Annotated in this window: 10 protein-coding genes, 1 other RNA gene and 2 pseudogenes; 2 read left to right on the top strand and 11 right to left on the bottom strand. The window is 42.9% G+C overall.

All coding sequences use genetic code 11. The annotated features are described in order from the left end of the window. Nucleotides 1–184: 184 nt before the first annotated feature. The 4 genes from HGG78_RS08815 to HGG78_RS08800 form a co-directional block, all read right to left on the bottom strand. Complete coding sequence (locus HGG78_RS08815) at nt 185–793, bottom strand: hypothetical protein (protein ID WP_172532661.1); 609 nt, start codon at nt 791–793, stop codon at nt 185–187. Nucleotides 794–1,515: 722 nt separating this feature from the next. Then, a complete protein-coding gene (locus HGG78_RS08810) occupies nt 1,516–1,767 on the bottom strand; it encodes a hypothetical protein (RefSeq protein ID WP_172532660.1) in 252 nt (83 codons plus the stop codon). A gap of 186 nt (nt 1,768–1,953) precedes the next feature. Beyond that, the gene (locus HGG78_RS08805) at nt 1,954–2,385 is read right to left on the bottom strand and encodes a GNAT family N-acetyltransferase (RefSeq protein WP_172532659.1); all 432 of its coding nucleotides are present in this window, start codon (nt 2,383–2,385) and stop codon (nt 1,954–1,956) included. A 215-nt stretch (nt 2,386–2,600) separates the two neighbouring features. Next, on the bottom strand, nt 2,601–4,124 hold the full coding sequence (locus HGG78_RS08800) for an ATP-binding cassette domain-containing protein (protein ID WP_172532658.1): 1,524 nt from the start codon (nt 4,122–4,124) through the stop codon (nt 2,601–2,603). A 53-nt stretch (nt 4,125–4,177) separates the two neighbouring features. Here HGG78_RS08800 and HGG78_RS08795 point away from each other — a divergent pair, with 53 nt between their 5' ends. Beyond that, nucleotides 4,178–4,321, top strand: coding sequence for a hypothetical protein (locus HGG78_RS08795; protein WP_172532623.1), 144 nt, complete (start codon nt 4,178–4,180; stop codon nt 4,319–4,321). On the opposite strand, the pseudogene HGG78_RS08790 reads toward HGG78_RS08795, so the two are convergent. Next, nucleotides 4,291–5,326, bottom strand: a pseudogene (locus HGG78_RS08790) (IS630 family transposase). The gene HGG78_RS08795 and the pseudogene HGG78_RS08790 sit on opposite strands and share 31 nt — an antisense overlap. Before the next feature lie 1,447 nt (nt 5,327–6,773). Further along, complete coding sequence (locus HGG78_RS19285) at nt 6,774–6,896, bottom strand: DUF6538 domain-containing protein (RefSeq protein WP_356649013.1); 123 nt, start codon at nt 6,894–6,896, stop codon at nt 6,774–6,776. Nucleotides 6,897–7,178: 282 nt separating this feature from the next. On the opposite strand from HGG78_RS19285, the gene HGG78_RS08785 reads away from it, so the two are divergent. Next, a complete protein-coding gene (locus HGG78_RS08785) occupies nt 7,179–12,959 on the top strand; it encodes a VCBS domain-containing protein (RefSeq protein WP_172532657.1) in 5,781 nt (1,926 codons plus the stop codon). Nucleotides 12,960–13,197: 238 nt separating this feature from the next. Here the strand turns inward: HGG78_RS08785 and HGG78_RS08780 are convergent, their stop codons facing one another. The 5 genes and pseudogenes from HGG78_RS08780 to ffs all read right to left on the bottom strand — a co-directional run bounded on the left by HGG78_RS08780 (nt 13,198) and on the right by ffs (nt 19,024). Then, nucleotides 13,198–14,511: an HlyD family type I secretion periplasmic adaptor subunit gene (locus HGG78_RS08780; RefSeq protein ID WP_172532656.1), complete on the bottom strand. Its 1,314-nt coding sequence runs from the start codon at nt 14,509–14,511 to the stop codon at nt 13,198–13,200. Further along, nucleotides 14,504–16,630 carry an ABC transporter transmembrane domain-containing protein gene (locus tag HGG78_RS08775; protein ID WP_053312153.1) on the bottom strand — a complete coding sequence of 709 codons (2,127 nt, stop codon included), beginning with the start codon at nt 16,628–16,630 and terminating at the stop codon, nt 14,504–14,506. The genes HGG78_RS08780 and HGG78_RS08775 overlap by 8 nt, the downstream gene beginning before the upstream one ends. Further along, nucleotides 16,627–18,273 carry an ABC transporter transmembrane domain-containing protein gene (locus tag HGG78_RS08770; protein ID WP_172532655.1) on the bottom strand — a complete coding sequence of 549 codons (1,647 nt, stop codon included), beginning with the start codon at nt 18,271–18,273 and terminating at the stop codon, nt 16,627–16,629. The genes HGG78_RS08775 and HGG78_RS08770 overlap by 4 nt, the downstream gene beginning before the upstream one ends. Before the next feature lie 350 nt (nt 18,274–18,623). Further along, nucleotides 18,624–18,806: pseudogene (locus tag HGG78_RS18925) on the bottom strand (TnsA endonuclease N-terminal domain-containing protein); the annotation flags it as partial. A 121-nt stretch (nt 18,807–18,927) separates the two neighbouring features. Next, an RNA gene (gene ffs, locus HGG78_RS08765) (signal recognition particle sRNA small type) lies at nt 18,928–19,024 on the bottom strand. Between the last annotated feature and the right edge of the window lie 75 nt (nt 19,025–19,099).

Here is a 19,099-nt window from a genome sequence, read left to right as displayed (position 1 = left end):
AATTACGAAAGTGCTCCGAAATGAGCTATCAGGGCATTCTATGTAACGGCCTAGTTGTTTGGCAACTTTGGCGGCACTAATCCCTTACTTTCAGAGATTGAAATCATATATCTTTCAATCTCAGTGAGGTGAGTATATGGAATGGGTGAAATTATCACCAAAGAGTAAACATCAACATCATCGGTCATTCCATAGGTTTGGATTGATTGGCTTTAATCTCTTTCGCCAACTGCAAGGTATTGGCTGGCATTTGAAAGCGTCGATCATGCTTTAATTTCTCACGACTTCCATTATACCCTGCAATTAAAACATCGGCTGCAAATCTAGAACAATTATTCGTTATAGGATTAAACCTGAAGGCAAATATATTCGATAAAATATGTTTAGCTATTTTTTCTATATCTAGAGCTGATTCTGAAAATAATACAAGGTTGTTCTCATCAACTCCATCCTTCCACTGGTGCATATCCCAATTAATAACTTCACGTACCCGCTCTCGAGTAACCTTGTTTCTATATAGAGGGTGATTTCCATACATTGATACATAAATAAATTGGCCATCAGGATAACGAATTACCACTGCACTATGTTTAGACTTACCAAAGCTAATAAGTGCTACACGATGATTTCCTTCACATAGTCGATTTACTATACGATCTGCGGAAGTCGAATTGACAATAGAAGAATGTCTATTCTTGATTTGGGCCGAAAACCAGCATCTTATTCCACGAAAACACTTCTGCTTCTTTATGTTAACGCTGGTATTAGCAATCTTTCTAACTTTTATAGTCATAAAATTCGGATTCGGACATGATGTACCAGTACTGAATATTTTCTGAGCTATATCAAATTTCGACCTCGACCTCGACGCTAACGACATACATGACTTCCTATCTGTTGTTCTCACTTAATGAACTACATAGTTAAACGATTTCAATATTCAAATGGCAAAACAGCCACTCATACCTCTGGCCACATTCCTTTTCATTGGGAAGCACTGGCCACCCGCCTGCCCGTTCTGCGTTATCGTTTCTCACTCGCTCGACTGGAAAAACCGCTGTTATTTCTGGGGAAGAATTAGTAGATTCGGTAAATGTAGCTGTTGTAAGTGTAGATATAGTCGTTAGCATATTTAGCACCACCTTTTCGATATTCAATTCATCGTAAGTCAGACCTGTATTACAACCCTAGGCAAGGTAATCGCGCCATTATCGACATAAAATCAATAAATGGCACAGGATATGGTGGAATAAACTCTGATTTTGAGACACAGTAAGACACAATAAATAAACTATAATTAAGTAATGGCTTACATAATTAACATTTCCCCTTAATACTACCAAGGCAAAATAATAAAAACCGATATACAACAGAATGGGAAAGTGCAAGCCACCACATTTAGCAGTGTCAGATTTTTCAAATTCAATAAAAAGCCTGTATTTGTTCTTCGCTGTGAACATCTTCTGAAAGTTACAAAAGCGGCCACAATTGTTTTTGTGGCCGCTTTTGGACACGCTAGTGAGTGGTGCGACTCGGTCCATTACGCACTAAATCTTGACCAGTTTGGAACACCTCTTCTGTCACCCAACGTGATAGTAATAATTGATGTTTATCATCCAATACTGCAACAAAACGACGACCATCTTTATTACTGGTTGCCAAAGCCAACCCAGCGACACTGGTTAAACCCAAACCACCACTTTCTACAGCAATGATAAAGGCTTCTAGATCTGCTAGGTTGGTGATGATGTCTGTTTCATTGTTCATGTTGCTATTCTCTGTGAAGCTAAATTGATAATGCGGGAATGTTGCGATATTTACTTAGCTAATGCAACTTTCTATTGTGAGTTATTCCTACCAATAAACTCCTAAATAACATCCGCGAACTCGCTTACAGATATCGTCTACATTTATTAACATAAAGCGTTTCGCATACAAGAATAACAACACTAACTAGCTGTTAGATAAAGATTTTCTTAGACCAATTCTGCTGTAACCAATCGGAAAATCATCGAAACGAGTGAATTCTTCAAATCCTAAACGTTGATAAAACACTGGTGCCTGCCAACTCTGAGTCCATAGCCACAAACCTGATAATTTTTTCAGCTTTGAGTACTCTTCCGCTTTCCCCATAAGCTGCTTACCTATACCTGTACCACGATAATTTTCGTCAACCCAAAGCTCATCAATGTACAGCCAGTCCCATAACAAATCGACGGTTAGCGCTGCTATGAGCTTTCCATTATCGTCTTGAATAGTCCAATTTAAACGTTCCTTGTTATAAGAAGGCGCTGCATTTATTTGGCTATGGGACTCAAACCCAGCCTTCAATTCGCCTTGTTTTTGTGCTTCAAGAGCACCAGTAATGAAATCAATTTTCAGCATTTCCTATCCCAACTATTAATCTATTTCTAATGGTAAACAGTGTGTAAGCGGCGTTACTAAAACATACTCTTTTAGCCAAGAATTATGGCATGTAATTGCTATTATAAAAAATAGTTCAGAGATGCCGTCACTAAACAAGTTTAAGAATACTGGCCAATCATAAGTAAAGGCGAGTTAGACAATCGGCTCTAGCTCGCCAATTCATATTCCCTAGCTCATAATCCAATTTGCCGTGTAATTCCTGATCCGTTGGCAAACTCCCGATCATGACTGACAAGAATAAAACCACCACGATAACCATTCAGAGCTTGAGCGAGCATTATCTTCGAGTCGAGATCAAGGTGGCTAACGATCAACATCGCCAGTTTCATCTTCTCTCCACCACTGAGCATACTGCCCATCTTAAAGACACTATCACGACGAAAGCCGATACCTGCCAGTAGTGTCCTCGCATCGCTCTCTTTCATTCCCTCACAATGCTGTATCAAGTTGTCCAATATGGAGAGGTTGGGACAAATTATCCCAAAATGCTGGTCAAGATAGTGCAGAGGTGTATTGAGCTGCCATTCCCCCTGTCGGAGCAACTGCTTTCCAAGTATGGTTTTCAGCAAGGTTGATTTACCGCTACCATTTTTGCCCATTAGGTGAACTTTGTCGGTCGCATAAACTTGTAAGGTGATTGGTAAAGCACTACCAAAAGGTAATACTCCTTCGAATATGGAAATTACTTTACGAGAGCGACTTTGGCTGTCTGCCAGATACAACTTCTGACTGTTCAATTGACCTTTTCTCGACTTAAGAGCCTGTTCTTTTTCTTCTAAATGCACTTGCCGAAGTTGCTCATTCTTATTACGACTCGAAGCACGTGCCGTCGCTTTATCTTTCTTGCTATCAAGTAGAAGCTTGGACTGACCGCCCTCTTTACGCAACTTATTGCCATGAGCAGCCCTTTGTTCTGCTTTTTCTCGATTACGCTGTGCTTGCTCTTCCAACTGCTTTTTCTGCTTATCGACATTCGCTAGATGGCGCTCTAGCGCTTGTAACTCGGTGCGTTTTGTCTCAGCATAAAAAGCGTAGTTACCACCAAAAACTTGTAAGCCAAGGCCGGACAGCTGCCAAATTTCTTCTACATCACACAGCAATTCACGGTCGTGGCTGATGACTAAAATCGCCCCTTCAAAAGCACGTATAGATCGAATCAACCACTGCTTAGCATCACTATCGAGGTGGTTGGAAGGCTCATCCAAAATAAGTAGCTCAACATCACTTTTAAACAATTGCCATAGCTGTAATCGGGCCAATTGCCCACCACTGAGTTGAGCACAGGGAAAGTCTAGCTCTAATGGTAACCCCATATCACTGAGTTGCTGAGTCAGACGCGCGACAAGATCCCACTCCTCCCCAACCAACTCGAACCAATGTTCTGAACAATCCCCTAATTCAATGCGCTTTAGTGCTTCAACGACATCGTATTTACCTAGGAACTGCACGATAGAAAGCTCAGTGGAAAGTAAATGCGAAGGTTGTTGACGATAAACAGCCACTGATCGTGACAAAGTAACGCTGCCGCTAGATGGCGTTTGTTCGCCACTTAAGATCGAAGCAAACACCGATTTCCCCACACCATTGCGTCCGACCAAACCAACGCGGTTCTTGGTCATTGAACATGACAGTTGCTGAAACAACATATCGCCGTTATCAAATTGGTGGCTGATATTATAAGCTTGCAAGATTGGCATAATTTGCCTCCTGTTTGACAGGGACAACAACCGTAGCTAGAGATAATTCAAAGATGAGTTCAAAGCTAGCACTCACACTAAACGTGCAATTCCCAAAAAAAAGAATGAGTGATAACCAAGAAATATCGGAAAGTGAGCTACGCCTACTAACCCTGTATATACCCGCTCAACTCGAAGATGCAGGTTTCAAAATCTGAAAATTATCCGTAATTCTGGATACCAGATACCAGTGAGCCTGCAACTTTTGGCAGCGTTACATTGAAAAATTCATTAATAGCCGTTGTAAATTCTACCTTCGAGGAGAAGTAAATATTGTTCCTCACATATTCATTCATCACTTTCCATAACCGCTCTATTGGATTTAAGTTTGGACTGTATGGGGGTAAGTAATGAAGCTCGATATTGAGCACTTTTGCCGCATTTCTTACCATTTCTGACTGATGATAAGCGGCACCATCAAGTACTAGGTGTACTTTTTGAACCAACGGGTAATGCTCCTTTTTGAGCTTCCAGAAGAAACGCACAATGCTCTCGCTGTTTATCGTGTCATACGTTTCTGTCACCGTTGCGCCAATATTTTGGAGCGGTAACGCACCGATGATATTGAGGCGAGTTCGACTGCCTGTTGTCTCAATCACTTTGTCTTGGCCTTTTCGTATCCAGCCATAACTGAGTTTGGTTGACTGCGTAGGATGAACGGCGTCCATGAACAACACTGGGTCTTCGCTGTTTCTTAGCGTCTCGTTGTAATGTTCGATGAAGGCTTGCTGCATCTCTGGGTCAAACTTGTGCGGTACACCTTTCGGCTTTTTATATGAGAAACCGTGATGATGTAGCCACTTGTTCATTCCAGCAACGGTATAACGGACACCAAACTCAGCTTGTACATAAGCGACAATTTGGTGAGTATGAAAGTACGTTTTCTCAGCCAGATGTTCGATAAGCTGCATGGTTTGCCCAGCAGAAAGTCGGCTTTGGCTACCACCATTTTCAGGCTTAAGTTTTTCAGAGAGCACATAATCACTGAGATGACGAGCAACGGTCGATTCGTGAATACGAAGAGCTTGAGAAATCATCGCCTGACTCCAACCTTCAGACGCGAGTAAAACCGCTTTGATGCGGTCACGCACTCGACCATCACGAGTTGAATCGTGCATCTCTTCGAGTTGTTGTTTATGTTGAGGAGTCAGTATTATTTTCATGGTGCGTAGCATGATCCTGATTTTATGAGAAATCAAGCATCTTCAATGATCACGGGTATATACCGAGAATTATGCCTTCTGGATTTGAGTGACTATAATTACCGTCTAGAGCCCATTGATACCCACCTTTCGCTCCAATGAACAATTGAGGAGATTCCGCCGCGGCTAGTACAGACACACTAAATAAACTCGTAAGTAATATTATATTTCTCATAATTTCCTGATAGATATTGTCATTGTCGAACAAGCATCGCTCGCTTATGGGCCTAAATCGACTGGTCAGATTTATTGATTCTGTCACCAATATTTGCGACAAAAACCTATTCTCTGATATGGCTTATCCTGCTTCACTGAATGCGAGTCATGTGAAAAGTCCCTTACTTCTTTTTTGGTGATCAACAGCACTAGAAAGCAAAGCGCCACCAACATTCATTTCTGCTCCTACCATAGCTTCTTGTTTACCTGCTGAATTTGTTAATCCTTCACTAATCAAAACAGAGCTGAAGCAGCAAAAGCATACGAGTTTGATTTTTCACCAGATGAAACTGCACTTGTTAATGTTATGTATTGTTTTGCTTTTCCCTTAGACAATCTATGATTATCATGCGACATTAAATTTTTATTAATAAAATAAACAGCATTAAGGAATGGTTCTAACCTTCCATATTTATTACTAAGACTAACAATACTAGAATTCAAATCAGCTCTCTCTGCTTGCGTTGATTTAGGATTTTTATTACTTGGTGTTAATGCAGGCGTAATAGTTTTAAATATATTTAATCCTTAAATTAAGATTACACGGCCTAATATTCACATAAAAAAATTAAATTTACACGAGTATATTGAAAAAAAGTTTTTGAATGATTTTTGGTTGGTGTTAATGTGGTTTTTATCTCAAAATTTAAAACTTTAATTTATTATTAATTCAATATAACTTTACCCCTCTGAATTCTTAACATTTCAAGACTACCAATTTCCTTCGACGTTGTTGAAGTGCTCAACAGAGCCGGAAGGCACACTATCCTCATCCATAAAGCTTTTACCTACGACCTCAATGGAGCAGTAAAAATATGACTGACAGGTTCACAAATATAAAATATTCAACGCCATCACTGACTAACACCTTCATTATATATTAGACTGACCACCAATACAGAAATAAAGACATTTTCTTTGTTTTATTTACACGAACATCAAAAAAAACACCAAATTCACATTGAGAAACGGCCCCAACAATAAACAAAATTAATAATACAGCCAGCATCAACAATACAACCATTGCATTATTGATAACCGAAAACTCATCTTATTTTCAAAAAATAAGAGAAGAGTTACGTTGCAACGCCTTAATTCACTAAGAACCCAACTAACACTACAATAACGTAAATACAATCAATAGCAATAATAACGCTATTCAATATTAATACATCCGGTGACAATCTTTTTTTTATTGAAAAGCAAGTAAAACAGCATGCTGGTAATCCCTTGTATGCAAGGATCTTTTGAATTCAGTTCGATTAGAGAATTGAGCTTGAAATACTTTGGGGATTTGATAACGAAAGTACCAAATTCCGGATCAGAAGCCCCGTTTCACTCTGCTACTAAATATTGAGAACAACAACTGCTACCCACTCCTTAAATCCAATCTATATGCAAACAAGCTGGCCAGTTAAACGCTGATTATAGTGTTCAAATACATAGTTGTTTGCATCCATTTAGGTGCATTGATGCCTAAAATGGAGAACCATCTCAATTTCCGGTTTTTTCTTTAAAAATTATTTAATTAGCTAGAAAAATCTCTATCTGTGTATTTTACTTAAAATAGTGCAACCACGATTCACGGATGAGAAAAATGGCTAACAAAAAAAACATCGAAACAAACAAGAAAAGTAACGAGCTAGAACAAAAGAAAGCAACACAAAAAAAGAAGCTCAGACTGCATTCGCATCTAAAGGTTAATATCCCTCTTTTTCAATCACTCATTATGATATTGCCGTCATTGGCTAAACACGCATCTGCCGAGGGGGTAGACAATTACAGCAATGAGGCAAATCGAGCAACGGAAAATAGCGTGGCAGAAAAAGACGTCACCGATGACCATGGTAAAGCAAACTCATCGGCGGTTACTCATCAAGAGTCTCCAACGAGTGAAAACCACGTAGGATCAACCTTAAGTGTAAGTCATGCTCCCCATGGTTCGAATTCTCACTTGGTCCCTTCTCATCATTTGTCGACGTTTTCTCACCCGCAAGTCCATTACATTCCTTCGATATCGATGCCAACCATACCCTTAGAAAGTAACGGCCAGCCCACTCATTCAAATAATACGCCTCCGACAACTCCCGCTTCGCCAGTCACCTTTGTGTCAGAGGTAATAAAAGGTGCGTACGGAGAACTCCATGTTGATGCAAATGGTCAATACACATTTGTCCTGAACCCTAACTCTCCTCAATATATTCTGTTAAATCAGAACAAACATGGCACAGACCATTTTGTTTTAAACCTATCTGACGGTTCTAAGATTGTTGTTCAGATCCCAGTGACAGGTAAGCAAGACACGCCGACCATTTCTGGTGATTTAGCAGGTGTAGTAACGGAAGATCACAAAGTTGATTCACACGGTTTGCTACATGCGAACGGCAAAATTGATGTCATTGACCCTGACCAAAATGAAAGTTCGATGAAACCCGAAGTGCTCGCAGGTAAATATGGTTCACTATCCATAGACGCTGATGGACACTGGCAATATCACGTAGATAATTCTCTCTCTAATATTCAAGCGTTAACTTCTGCCACTTCGCTGCACGAAAGTTTCGTCATTCACACTCAAGATGGCACACCGCAAACACTCGATATGACCATTGGTGGCAACGATGATAATGCCGTTGTAACGGGTATCGATACAGGCGTGGTAACGGAAGATGTAACGACACAAATCCAAGGTCAACTTACCGTCAATGACTCAGATCTTGGAGAGAATCATTTTCAAGCCTCACAAATTAATGGTCATTTGGGTACGTTAACTATCACCAAAGATGGTGCGTGGACGTACGCTCTCGACAACAGTAACCCTGCAGTTCAAAGACTTGCCCAAGGCTCTACTGCGACAGATATCATTACTGTTCATTCTGCCGATGGGACAGCACATCAAGTCACAGTCACGATTACTGGTACTGGAGATGCGGCCACCATTGGTGGAGTGGATACTGGTTCAATAATCGAGAATACCGCTGGCGTTAACATGTCTCCTGATTATGCCCAACCAGGCATAGCCACACTCGGCAATACAACACTCTATGCGGATGGCAAGCTGACCATCACAGACCCTGATGTTGGTGAATCAGGTTTTGAACGCCAAGGCAGCAATGGTTATGACTATCACGGCACCTATGGCGATCTAATCTTACTCACCGATGGCACCTGGCATTACCATGCCGATGCTGGGCATCTATCAGGTATAGGTGCTAGACCCACAACGCGTGGCACTGCAATTGACCAGCTTGGTGAAGGGCAAAGCCTAACCGATACGATCACGGTTCATTCAAAAGATGGTACAACACACGATATTGTCATCACCATTCACGGCAGTAACGACAGACCTTACTGCTCATCTGAAGTTGTGCTTGCAAATGGCAGTGAAGATACACGCCAAACCTTAACCACTGCGCAACTATTAGCGAATACCGTCGATGTGGATGCCAATGACGCCGGTAAGCTAACCATTGAAAACCTCCATGTCGACCATGGCTCTATTCTAAACAATGCCGATGGTACGTTTACGTTTACGCCAGAAAAAGACTATAACGGCGATGTGTATTTTAGCTATGACGTTAAAGATGCACACGGTGGTGTGACCCACACCGGCGCAACCACCAACTTGGCTGCGGTTAACGACAACCCTGATGTGACGCCTTTAACCGACAGTGTCAGTGAGGGGGCCGATAATCATCACACCCTCAATCTGCTAGTAGGTGCCACAGACAAAGACGGCGACGCTTTAAGCGTCAGTCACCTTGAATATGCCATCGATGGTCAACCTCAGTCGGGCCAACTTCCAACGGGCATTACCTTAGATACTGATGGGCATACGTTAATTGTTGATGCCACCAATCCCGCATTTAACCATTTGGCCAATGGTCAGTCGCAACAAATCGCTATCACTTATCAAGTAGAAGATGGCCATGGAGGAAGTACGCAACAAACCGCCACGCTTACGATTGCCGGGACAGATGATAAAGCCACACTGGTTTCTAATGTCATTCAGCTCACTGAAACACAAGCGCTGGATAGTGAATTTAAATCCTATAGAGGCCAGCTTCAGCTAATTGACCCTGATAGTGGTGATAACACTCAGTTTGTTTTTAGCGGGAAGTATTTAGGTCAAGGTTTTGCACCTGGTCACCTTGATGTTTGGCCTAATGGCACTTATCAATTCAAATTAGATGCTGGTACTAATCGTCATGCGGATGAGCTCATTGGTAGCCTACATGCTGGCGAGTCGAAGGAGTTCCCCTACGAAGTCGAAACCACTGATGGTCAAAAGCTCACCATTATGGTGAAGGTGACGGGCGAAGATAACCAAGCAAAAATTGCAGTGACGCCCTACTCGAGCCTCAATAATCATGTTTACGAAGATCACACTTCCTTTGGCAATACCACCAGTCAACTCAGCAGTGGTGGCACGTTACAGGTCATTGACCCCGATCACGATCAAGCCGGTTTTATCGCACAAACCATCACCACCGCCGAAGGTGGTCGGTTCAATATCAACGCACAGGGCCATTGGTCATACAACATTGATAATGACAAAGTCCAACATTTAGGCGCAGGGGAAAGCTTCCAGCAAACCTTTACCGTTGAATCTATCGATGGCAGTGCTAAAAAAGATATCACAGTGACCGTTCATGGCACCAATGATGCTCCCGTCGCATCGGCTGAAGTGCGTTTAGCGAATGGCTTGGAAGATAGCAAAATTGTCCTCACCCCTGCACTGCTACTTGCTAACACAACTGATATCGATGATAACGATATTGGCAAATTATCCATTGAAAACCTACAGGCTGACCATGGTGCTATTGCGTTAAATGCCGATGGCACGTTCACGTTTACCCCAGAAAAAGACTATAACGGCGATGTACACTTCAGCTATGACGTTAAGGATGCCCACGGTGGTATGACACACACTGGCGCCAGTACCACTTTAGCGGCGGTACAAGATAATGCTGTTATTGCAGGCATTGATATTGGCAGTGTTACTGAAGACCTAAACCCTCATGCCAGCGTGCAAGGAAACTACGCCTATAAATTGGAGACTCAAGGCTCATTAACTGCTATCGACCCCGACAAGGATGAATCAGGCTTTGATTTTAAAACCCTTATCTCTGCAGCAATGCACCCAGAGTGGCGGCCATATTCTTCATCGCTGGGTGGCCAATTGGAAATTGACCCAAAAGGAAACTGGAATTACTACATAGATAACCGCAAACCTGAAATCCAGCACTTAGGTAAAGGCGAAACCTTAACGGATACCGTGACGGTGCATTCTAAAGATGGCACCACCCACGATATAGTCATTACCATCCACGGCACTAATGACGCCCCGACAGTATCAAGTCAGGTACAGTTAAACTCAGGCAAGGAAGACTCTGTTCAAACCATTACTGCGGCTGATTTGCTGGCGCATGCAACCGATATTGATAATAACGACCAAGGTCAGCTTACCGTCGCCAACCTTATTGCCAACCATGGCTCCATTCGAGACAACCAAGATGGCACCTTTACCTTTACCCCAGAGAAAGACTATAACGGCGATGTACACTTCAGCTATGACGTTAAGGATGCCCACGGTGGTGTGGCCCATACAGGTGCAACCACCAACTTGGCTGCGGTTAACGACAACCCTGATGTGACACCTTTAACAGACAGTGTCAGTGAGGGGGCCGATAATCATCACACCCTCAATCTGCTAGTAGGTGCCACAGATAAAGACGGCGATGCTTTAAGCGTCAGCCACCTTGAATATGCCATCGATGGTCAACCTCAGGCAGGGAAAATCCCCGCAGGCATTACATTAGATACTGATGGTCATACATTAATTGTTGATGCCACCAATCCCGCATTTAACCATTTGGCAAATGGTCAGTCGCAACAAATCGCTATCACTTATCAAGTAGAAGATGGCCATGGTGGAAGTACGCAACAAACCGCCACGCTTACGATTGCCGGGACAGATGATAAAGCCACACTGGTTTCTAATGTCATTCAGCTCACTGAAACACAAGCGCTGGATAGTGAATTTAAATCCTATAGAGGCCAGCTTCAGCTAATTGACCCTGATAGTGGTGATAACACTCAGTTTGTATTTAGCGGGAAGTATTTAGGTCAAGGTTTTGCACCTGGTCACCTTGATGTTTGGCCTAATGGCACTTATCAATTCAAATTAGATGCTGGTACCAATCGTCATGCGGATGAGCTCATTGGTAGCCTACATGCTGGCGAGTCGAAGGAGTTCCCCTACGAAGTCGAAACCTCTGATGGTCAGAAGCTCACCATTATGGTGAAGGTGACGGGTGAAGATAACCAAGCAAAAATTGCAGTGACGCCCTACTCCAGCCTCAATAATCATGTTTACGAAGATCACACTTCCTTCGGCAATACCACCAGTCAACTCAGCAGTGGTGGCACGTTACAGGTCATTGACCCGGATCATGACCAAGCCGGTTTTATTGCACAAACCATCACCACCGCCGAAGGTGGTCGGTTCAATATCAACGCACAGGGCCATTGGTCATACGATATTGACAATGATAAAGTCCAACATTTAGGCGCAGGGGAAAGCTTCCAGCAAACCTTTACCGTTGAATCTATTGATGGCAGTGCTAAAAAAGATATCACAGTTACCGTTCATGGCACCAATGATGCGCCCGTCGCATCAGCTGAAGTACGTTTAGCGAATGGCTTAGAAGATAATAAAATTGTCCTTACCCCAGCACAGCTACTGGCTAATACTAGCGATGTTGATGACAACGATATTGGCAAATTATCCATTGAAAACCTACAGGCTGACCACGGTTCGATATTAATTAATGGCGATGGCACATTCACCTTTACCCCAGAAAAAGACTACAACGGAGCGGTGCACTTCAGCTATGACGTTAAGGATGCCCACGGTGGTGTGGCCCATACAGGTGCAACTACTAACTTAGTACCTGATTCTCCTATCCAACATGACACTCCTGATTTTGAGCAAGTTAACAGTGAGGAGTTTAGCGTTGAGGTAGATATCGCCATCACGAATGACGATAAATTTAACCAATTGAACAGTGCCGACGCAATACAAAGTGGTCATGAGAATGATACCTCAATGACTGGCGCAAATGCTTACCTTGATGCACTTGGTATAACACCAACACATCACGCAATAGAAAATGAGCAGCAACATCAACCCGCTGATATGGATCTTGTTTGGGCGCAAAGCGAGCAAGCGTCACTCGTTGATGAACATGGTATACATATTGATGTTTCTGATGCAGTTACAGATGAAAGTCATCAACATGATAATGGTCACGACAACCAACATGATGATCAGCATCAGCAAGTCGATAATCTAGCAGATATTGATCCCAATAATTAATACCATTTCCACTAATAAAGTGATTAAACATTGGGTATGAAAAAGGAGTGAGTTAAAGGCGAACATTGATGTAAAGATTACTCCCTTTACGAAATATTCAGCGCTGAAATAGCTTCTTTTAACAAGCAAGTTGAACAGTTATTTAGTGGCTTGGGTATAAATGTAAACCCAAAAAAGGAACGCTAGATCGCGTTCCTTTTTTATGTGTGATTATTTTAAATGAAGTTATAAAAAGAAACTAACGCTCACCAAACGCCACGCTGACGTTGGTATAAATCGGTTTCCATAGGTACTGAAAAACCGATTTCTCACCCGTGGTAATGTCAACTTCACCGGTCATCCCCGGTAAAATAACAAACTGTTCTGGGTTATCTCTAAAATACGGCTTGTCTACCGACACTATCACCTCGTAGAAAATCTCTCCTCTTTCACTTTGGCTCGTCGTCGGCGAGATACTTTCAACTAACCCCTTCAATGCACCAAATCGGCTGTAGTCAAAGGCATCTACCTTGATACGGGTTGACTGACCAACGCTCACAAAGCCGATATCTCGTGGAGATAAACGCGCTTTGAATGCGGCTTTTCCACCAACAGGGACAATTTCAACAACGGTCCCTCCCGCTTGAATCACGCCACCATCTTGTGTATTGGGCAGGCTTTGAACCAGCCCCTGCAGCGGTGACACCAACATGGTGTTTGTTAATTTCGCCTGACTTGAACGTACTCTCGCATTCAGTGCTGACAAATCAGAAACAGCTTTAGAACGGTCATCACTGACTTTAGCTTTCGCTTCAGCAAGAAGCTGTACAATTTTTTGATCATTACTGTCGGCTTGTCTAATCAATACCGATTTCTTACCGCGAGCTTCCTCAATTTTCTGCTCGATACTGGCCAACTTCTGGCGCATTTCAAGTACTCGTAAGCGTGAAATGTTGCCCGCTTCATACCCCTTTTCAAGTATGTTCAACTCTTGCTCAGTGGCATTCAACTCTCTTTCATAACTCGGTAAGGACTTTTCTACGCTACGAAGCTGCTCTGCAATTTGCTCGCTCTCTTTTTCAAGCACCACGCGTTTTTGGAAATAAAGTGCTTTTTGTGCGTTCAACTGCGCTTTTTGCTGGCTGACGATCTCTGGGTAATCCACCTCAAATTCAGCTAGATTTGGCTCACGTTCCTCGAGAAGCGCATTCATACGCTCCACACTGGCTAGAAGCGTCACTTGTTGAGATTTAAGCTCTTCAAGCGCAGTACGTTGGAAGGTGGCATCAAACTCAACAAGTGGCTGGCCTTTCTCAACAAGTTGTCCTTCTTTAACTAGAATTTGCTTTAACTTACCACCGATTTCGCTTTGTAATACTTGTTTCTCACCTTCTGGAATTACAGCACCTTTAGCTTTAGCAATTTCATCAACTTGTGTCACCACAGACCAAATGACAAATGCTATGACACATAAGGCAACCGACCATGTCGCCAGCGCCAATGTACGAGCCGTATTTTGTGATTCAACAAGTTCACCATAGCGCTTGCCTGTCTCAATAGGTTGTTTAGCCATTAGTGACTCCTTGCATAAACTCTTGTTGGCCTGTCTGTTGATCAGCTTGGGGCTGTGCAGGTTCTATTGGCCCGGCATAAACCACTGCTCCTTCATTTAACACCACAACTTTATCAGCAAGCTTGATTAAATCCGGATCGTGGGATGTGTAAATCACGGTTGCTTTTCCTTTTTTCGACTGCACAAACTCACCAAATATACGTTTAGCATTTGGATAAGCATCAGGCACAGGATTATCCATTAAGAACATTGGGTAGTCATAAACCAGCGCTTTCGCGTCAATGAGGATCTGCGCGACGCTGCCAGACAGCATGTCAAAAAGGCTATCCGGTTGAATGCTACTGATCGACGTATCGAGGCCACCTGACAATGTCTCGAACCAACGCTTTCCGCCCACCATTTCAATCGCAGAGATCATTTTCTGGTCTTCAATTTTGTGCCCATCGTTTAACCACTCTCGTATACTTAATGTCAGTAAGTCTGGATAAGCAGCTCGAATGAAACACCAATGGCGATATAGCTGCGGGTCATATTGAGCAAGGTTAACCCGATTAAGCTCAACGATACCATTTTGAATAGGTTGTAATCCGGAGAAAACTTCTATCAGCGTTGACTTACCACTACCAGAAGGTCCTGTGATCGCTACAATTTCGCCGGCTTCAATGTCAAAACTCACACCACTCAATGCGGGGCGACTCTGCTTGGGATAACGCAGTGTCACTTGGTCTAATTTCAAGTTAGGGGCTGTCGACGGCAACGGGTGATGCTGATAACTGAATTCACGCTCAGATGGCTGAGACAAAATGCGGTTCACCTGCAACTTGGATTGATTAAAGCTATTGAAACGCATCGCGCTGTTCGTCAATACCTGAGCTGGCCCCGTCACTTTAGATATCAACATCATGGATGCGATAAGCCCCCCTGGCGTCATAACCTCTTCAAAAATAAGGCCTATTCCTAATCCCATCACAGCTAGTGTCGAACCCACACCAATGAAATAATACATGGAGGTGTATCGGCTCTGTAAAACCGACTGATTAAACGTCACGGTTGACGCAAGAAGGTTGGCCTTTTTAAAACGTTGTATCCAATGTTGTGATAACCCGGCGCTGCGAATAAAAACGAGTTTTGATGAAAGCTCATTGACCATGTTTTGACGATTGGTACCAGCAACCGTTGATTGCATTGAGCGCTTACTACTTGAACGTATCGAGCGTTTCGCTAACAGGTAATACAGAACTAAAGAGACGACAGGAACCAGCACCAACCACCCACCTAAAACACCTATCGCAAGTACAAAAATAACAATGAATGGCAGATCAAACAGCGCATTTCCTAATGGCCCTGATAACACACCTGAAATACGTTCCGACAGCATCATTTGGTTTTGCTGACTAGAAGAGGCTGTTTGCTGATTTTGAACATAGCTATTTCGAAGCAGACGCAGCACAAGGGATTGAGATATCTCTCGGCTTACTCGGTTCGAAACCGAAGCAAACACTCGGCTGCGTAATGTTCTTAACCAGCCCATCATCACAAACAAAAGACCTGCACCAATCGCGATACCTTGAAGCTCATGACCTGCATCTCCACCAATCACGTGGTCATAGATCGACATCGTGATGAACGGCACGGCAAGTGCGAACAAGTTGGTGATAAAACTGACCAGCAACAATTTAGGAATAATGGGCCGAAACGCATGTAACCGTTCACCAACCCAGTCCGGAGAAGCCTTCTCCAATGGTACGCCTTCTATAACGATACAAAATTGGGGAGTCCCCGTAACGTCGTCGTTGTCATCAAAAGCAATAAACCGCTTCGATTCTAAATAACCTGAAACCAACTCATTTTCACCAAGTACCAGTAAGACTAATTTATGGTCACCCACCGCATTGAGATTGGCAACCAATCGATATGGTAAAGCAAGCCTGTCAAACAGAGCAAACATATCATCGATTGATTCCATGCCATTCTCATCGACCCATTGATGTGCGAACAATTGGATATTAGCGTTAACTTCCAACTGCTTAAGAGCTGAAAGGCTCTCGGTCTCTAAATGGTTCCTCACCACTTTTCTGCCATTCGTATCAGTGCGGCTACTAGTATCTAAACGATTCATACGACAGCCTCCTGATTGCTTTCACTTTCGACCGTCCTGGCTCGACTTTTCACTGTAATGATTCGATTAGCCAGCTCGCGAAGTTTCAAATGATAGCTCACCATCATTATCGTGCGTCCTGCCGACACTTCTTCTTCCAACACCTTGGCTAGGTTTCCAAGAGCGTCTAAATCAAGTGAAGCGTCCGGCCTTTCTAACATGATAATGGGCTTGTCACTTGCCAGTTGAGTCGCGATAGTGAGCATTTTTACATTACCCATGCTCAATAAGGACGCGCTCATATGACCAATTTGTGTCTCAAGCCCATCTGGTAATCGAGTAATTGCTTTGTTTAAACCCAAACGCTTAGCATAGTCACTGGCGCTTTGTGTTCTTTCAGGATCAAAGCCACACAAGTTGTCGAGAATAGTACCTGACACTAATTGCCCCTTAACGCCACAGTAAGCTGCAACTCTAGTGACGGACTCTATTGTAACTTTCGCTCCGTTAATAAAGCACTCACCTTCTTGCAAATCATCAACACCTGCTATCGAAGACAACAAATGACTGTTGGTGTGTCGGTCTTCACTTTCTAACAATACCAGCTCACCTTTATTCAGTGTGATATCTGCATGAAAGAGTTCACCGTATCTTTCAATGGTCGCTTGCTTGATTTCCAACGTATCAAAGCCAGATAAATGGACCTCAGATTGCTCAAAATCTGAAGACTCAGCTATAGACAAGTCACTCAACTTTTCTATTGCCTGATTGGCACTGTGTATTGAATTGAGCTTGATTCGAACCCCAACCAGAGCGCTCAAAGGCGCAACCGCTCTGCCCGATAAGATAGAACATGCCGCTAACCCACCTGTGGTTAACTGTCCATCCAGCACCCACAAGCTGCCTGTAATCACAAGTAAAACTGACGTCGCTAATGCTGCAAGCTGAATACACTCTTGAGCGAAGGCATTCTGTTCCTCTTCTCTCGCTTTAGACTGAGAACGAACATTATTGAGGGATTTAAACTGGTTAAAGATTCGAGACTCGACAGCCTGGCGTTTGATTCCCTGAATGGTTTGACTCAGCAAAATCAAAAACGCCTTTCGATCTTGCTCATCTTGAGAGGCTTCTTCACTTAGGCTTTTAGCACGAATAGAAGATAACCAAACAATTCCGAGGGTAATCAGCCAAACTGCCAAAGGTATTGCCACCAGCTCACCGCCGATGTAAGCCACCAAGCCCAAAAATATCAATGCAAAAGGCAAATCAATAAAGCCAGCGATCACCCCACCGGAATACCAATCTTTAACTTTGGATACAGAGCCGAGCCCTTCTTCTACGCCACCAACACCCAAATGACGAAGATGACCAGATGAAGCGTTAGTCACCCTTTCAACCAAAGTTTGATAGGTCGCTTTCTCGGTGTTACTGGCCGCAGCAGACAAAAGCCAAGTTCGCACAAACCGGATTAATGCTTCCATAGCGACAGCCAACGTCGCACCCGCTAATAACAGAGTGGCAGTCCCGTAACTCTGGTTAGGTAAGATACGATCGTAAATTTGTAAAACCGTTAGCGGAACAGCGAGAGAAAGAAGATTTATGAGCAAAGAAGGCAGTAGGACTTTCCCCACCACCCCTTTGTTTTTCATTGAACTTACGGGCATACACAATCCTTATCCATGCTTATGAAATAAGATTGGTACAGACTATTAGGTTATGCAAGGTAAAGGGCTGATTTAATTTGATTTTAAGACACTGGTAAAAACAATAATTTCTATCAAACCATATAACCTAAACTGCACGCTATCAGTGAGTAAGTTACAATAAGAAACATTTAACTTTAGGTCGTTCTGTTCAAATCAAGGTTTTTAATATTAGAACTTCGTTTAGATTAGAAAATGTATGTAAGACTCATATTAACAGATTGCGAATGAGCTTTGATCCTAAATGATATTGGGACTGGGCTAGCCACGGAAGCTAGCTCAATGGTGGCTTAGGATTGAAATCCTAAACCATTAAAGTAGTAATAAAAACCGTGTGGTTGAGATATGTACCTTTTAACATCAGGGTTATATTCGAGATGGAAACAAAAATCGAACTCTAAAACAGAGAGAGTGCGAACGACAGCATCATTTTTCAAGCTCATAAACTTGCAGATGTTGTGGACGTGAGAGGATTTTTTGGTTTGGTCGAACATAGTGCGCTTCACTTTTGTTGTAAACCTACAACAAAAAATAGACTATGCTGACTTATAGTGCGAATTTGCTAAATATTTTGCAATTTATGCTAAGTTATTTTGCAAACATCAAGAAGGGTGGAAGCCCCAGCCACATCCCGGCACACAAGTCACTCGCTGCGGCTGCTTCCTTCCGGACCTGACCGAGTTCACGAGCTATTGTTGCGGGAGGACCAGGGCCTCCATAGATTTTTTATCTTGGTTTGAATCACCAAAGAGTGCGAGGATTATCAAGCATCACTCTGACTAATGCA

Source organism: Vibrio aestuarianus (assembly GCF_012395185.1).
GTDB lineage: Bacteria > Pseudomonadota > Gammaproteobacteria > Enterobacterales > Vibrionaceae > Vibrio > Vibrio aestuarianus.
The sequence above is the reverse complement of the archived record's forward strand: the minus strand, read 5'-3'. Positions and strand labels throughout refer to the sequence as shown.

Bases quoted from the DNA above. Each gene is read 5' to 3' on its own strand.
- HGG78_RS08810 (WP_172532660.1), bottom strand. From the start codon at position 1,767: ATGAACAATGAAACAGACATCATCACCAACCTAGCAGATCTAGAAGCC.
- HGG78_RS08775 (WP_053312153.1), bottom strand. From the start codon at position 16,630: ATGAATCGTTTAGATACTAGTAGCCGCACTGATACGAATGGCAGAAAA.
- HGG78_RS08795 (WP_172532623.1), top strand. From the start codon at position 4,178: ATGAGTTCAAAGCTAGCACTCACACTAAACGTGCAATTCCCAAAAAAA.
- HGG78_RS08780 (WP_172532656.1), bottom strand. From the start codon at position 14,511: ATGGCTAAACAACCTATTGAGACAGGCAAGCGCTATGGTGAACTTGTT.
- HGG78_RS08805 (WP_172532659.1), bottom strand. From the start codon at position 2,385: ATGCTGAAAATTGATTTCATTACTGGTGCTCTTGAAGCACAAAAACAA.
- HGG78_RS08800 (WP_172532658.1), bottom strand. From the start codon at position 4,124: ATGCCAATCTTGCAAGCTTATAATATCAGCCACCAATTTGATAACGGC.
- HGG78_RS08770 (WP_172532655.1), bottom strand. From the start codon at position 18,273: ATGCCCGTAAGTTCAATGAAAAACAAAGGGGTGGTGGGGAAAGTCCTA.
- HGG78_RS08815 (WP_172532661.1), bottom strand. From the start codon at position 793: ATGACTATAAAAGTTAGAAAGATTGCTAATACCAGCGTTAACATAAAG.
- HGG78_RS08785 (WP_172532657.1), top strand. From the start codon at position 7,179: ATGGCTAACAAAAAAAACATCGAAACAAACAAGAAAAGTAACGAGCTA.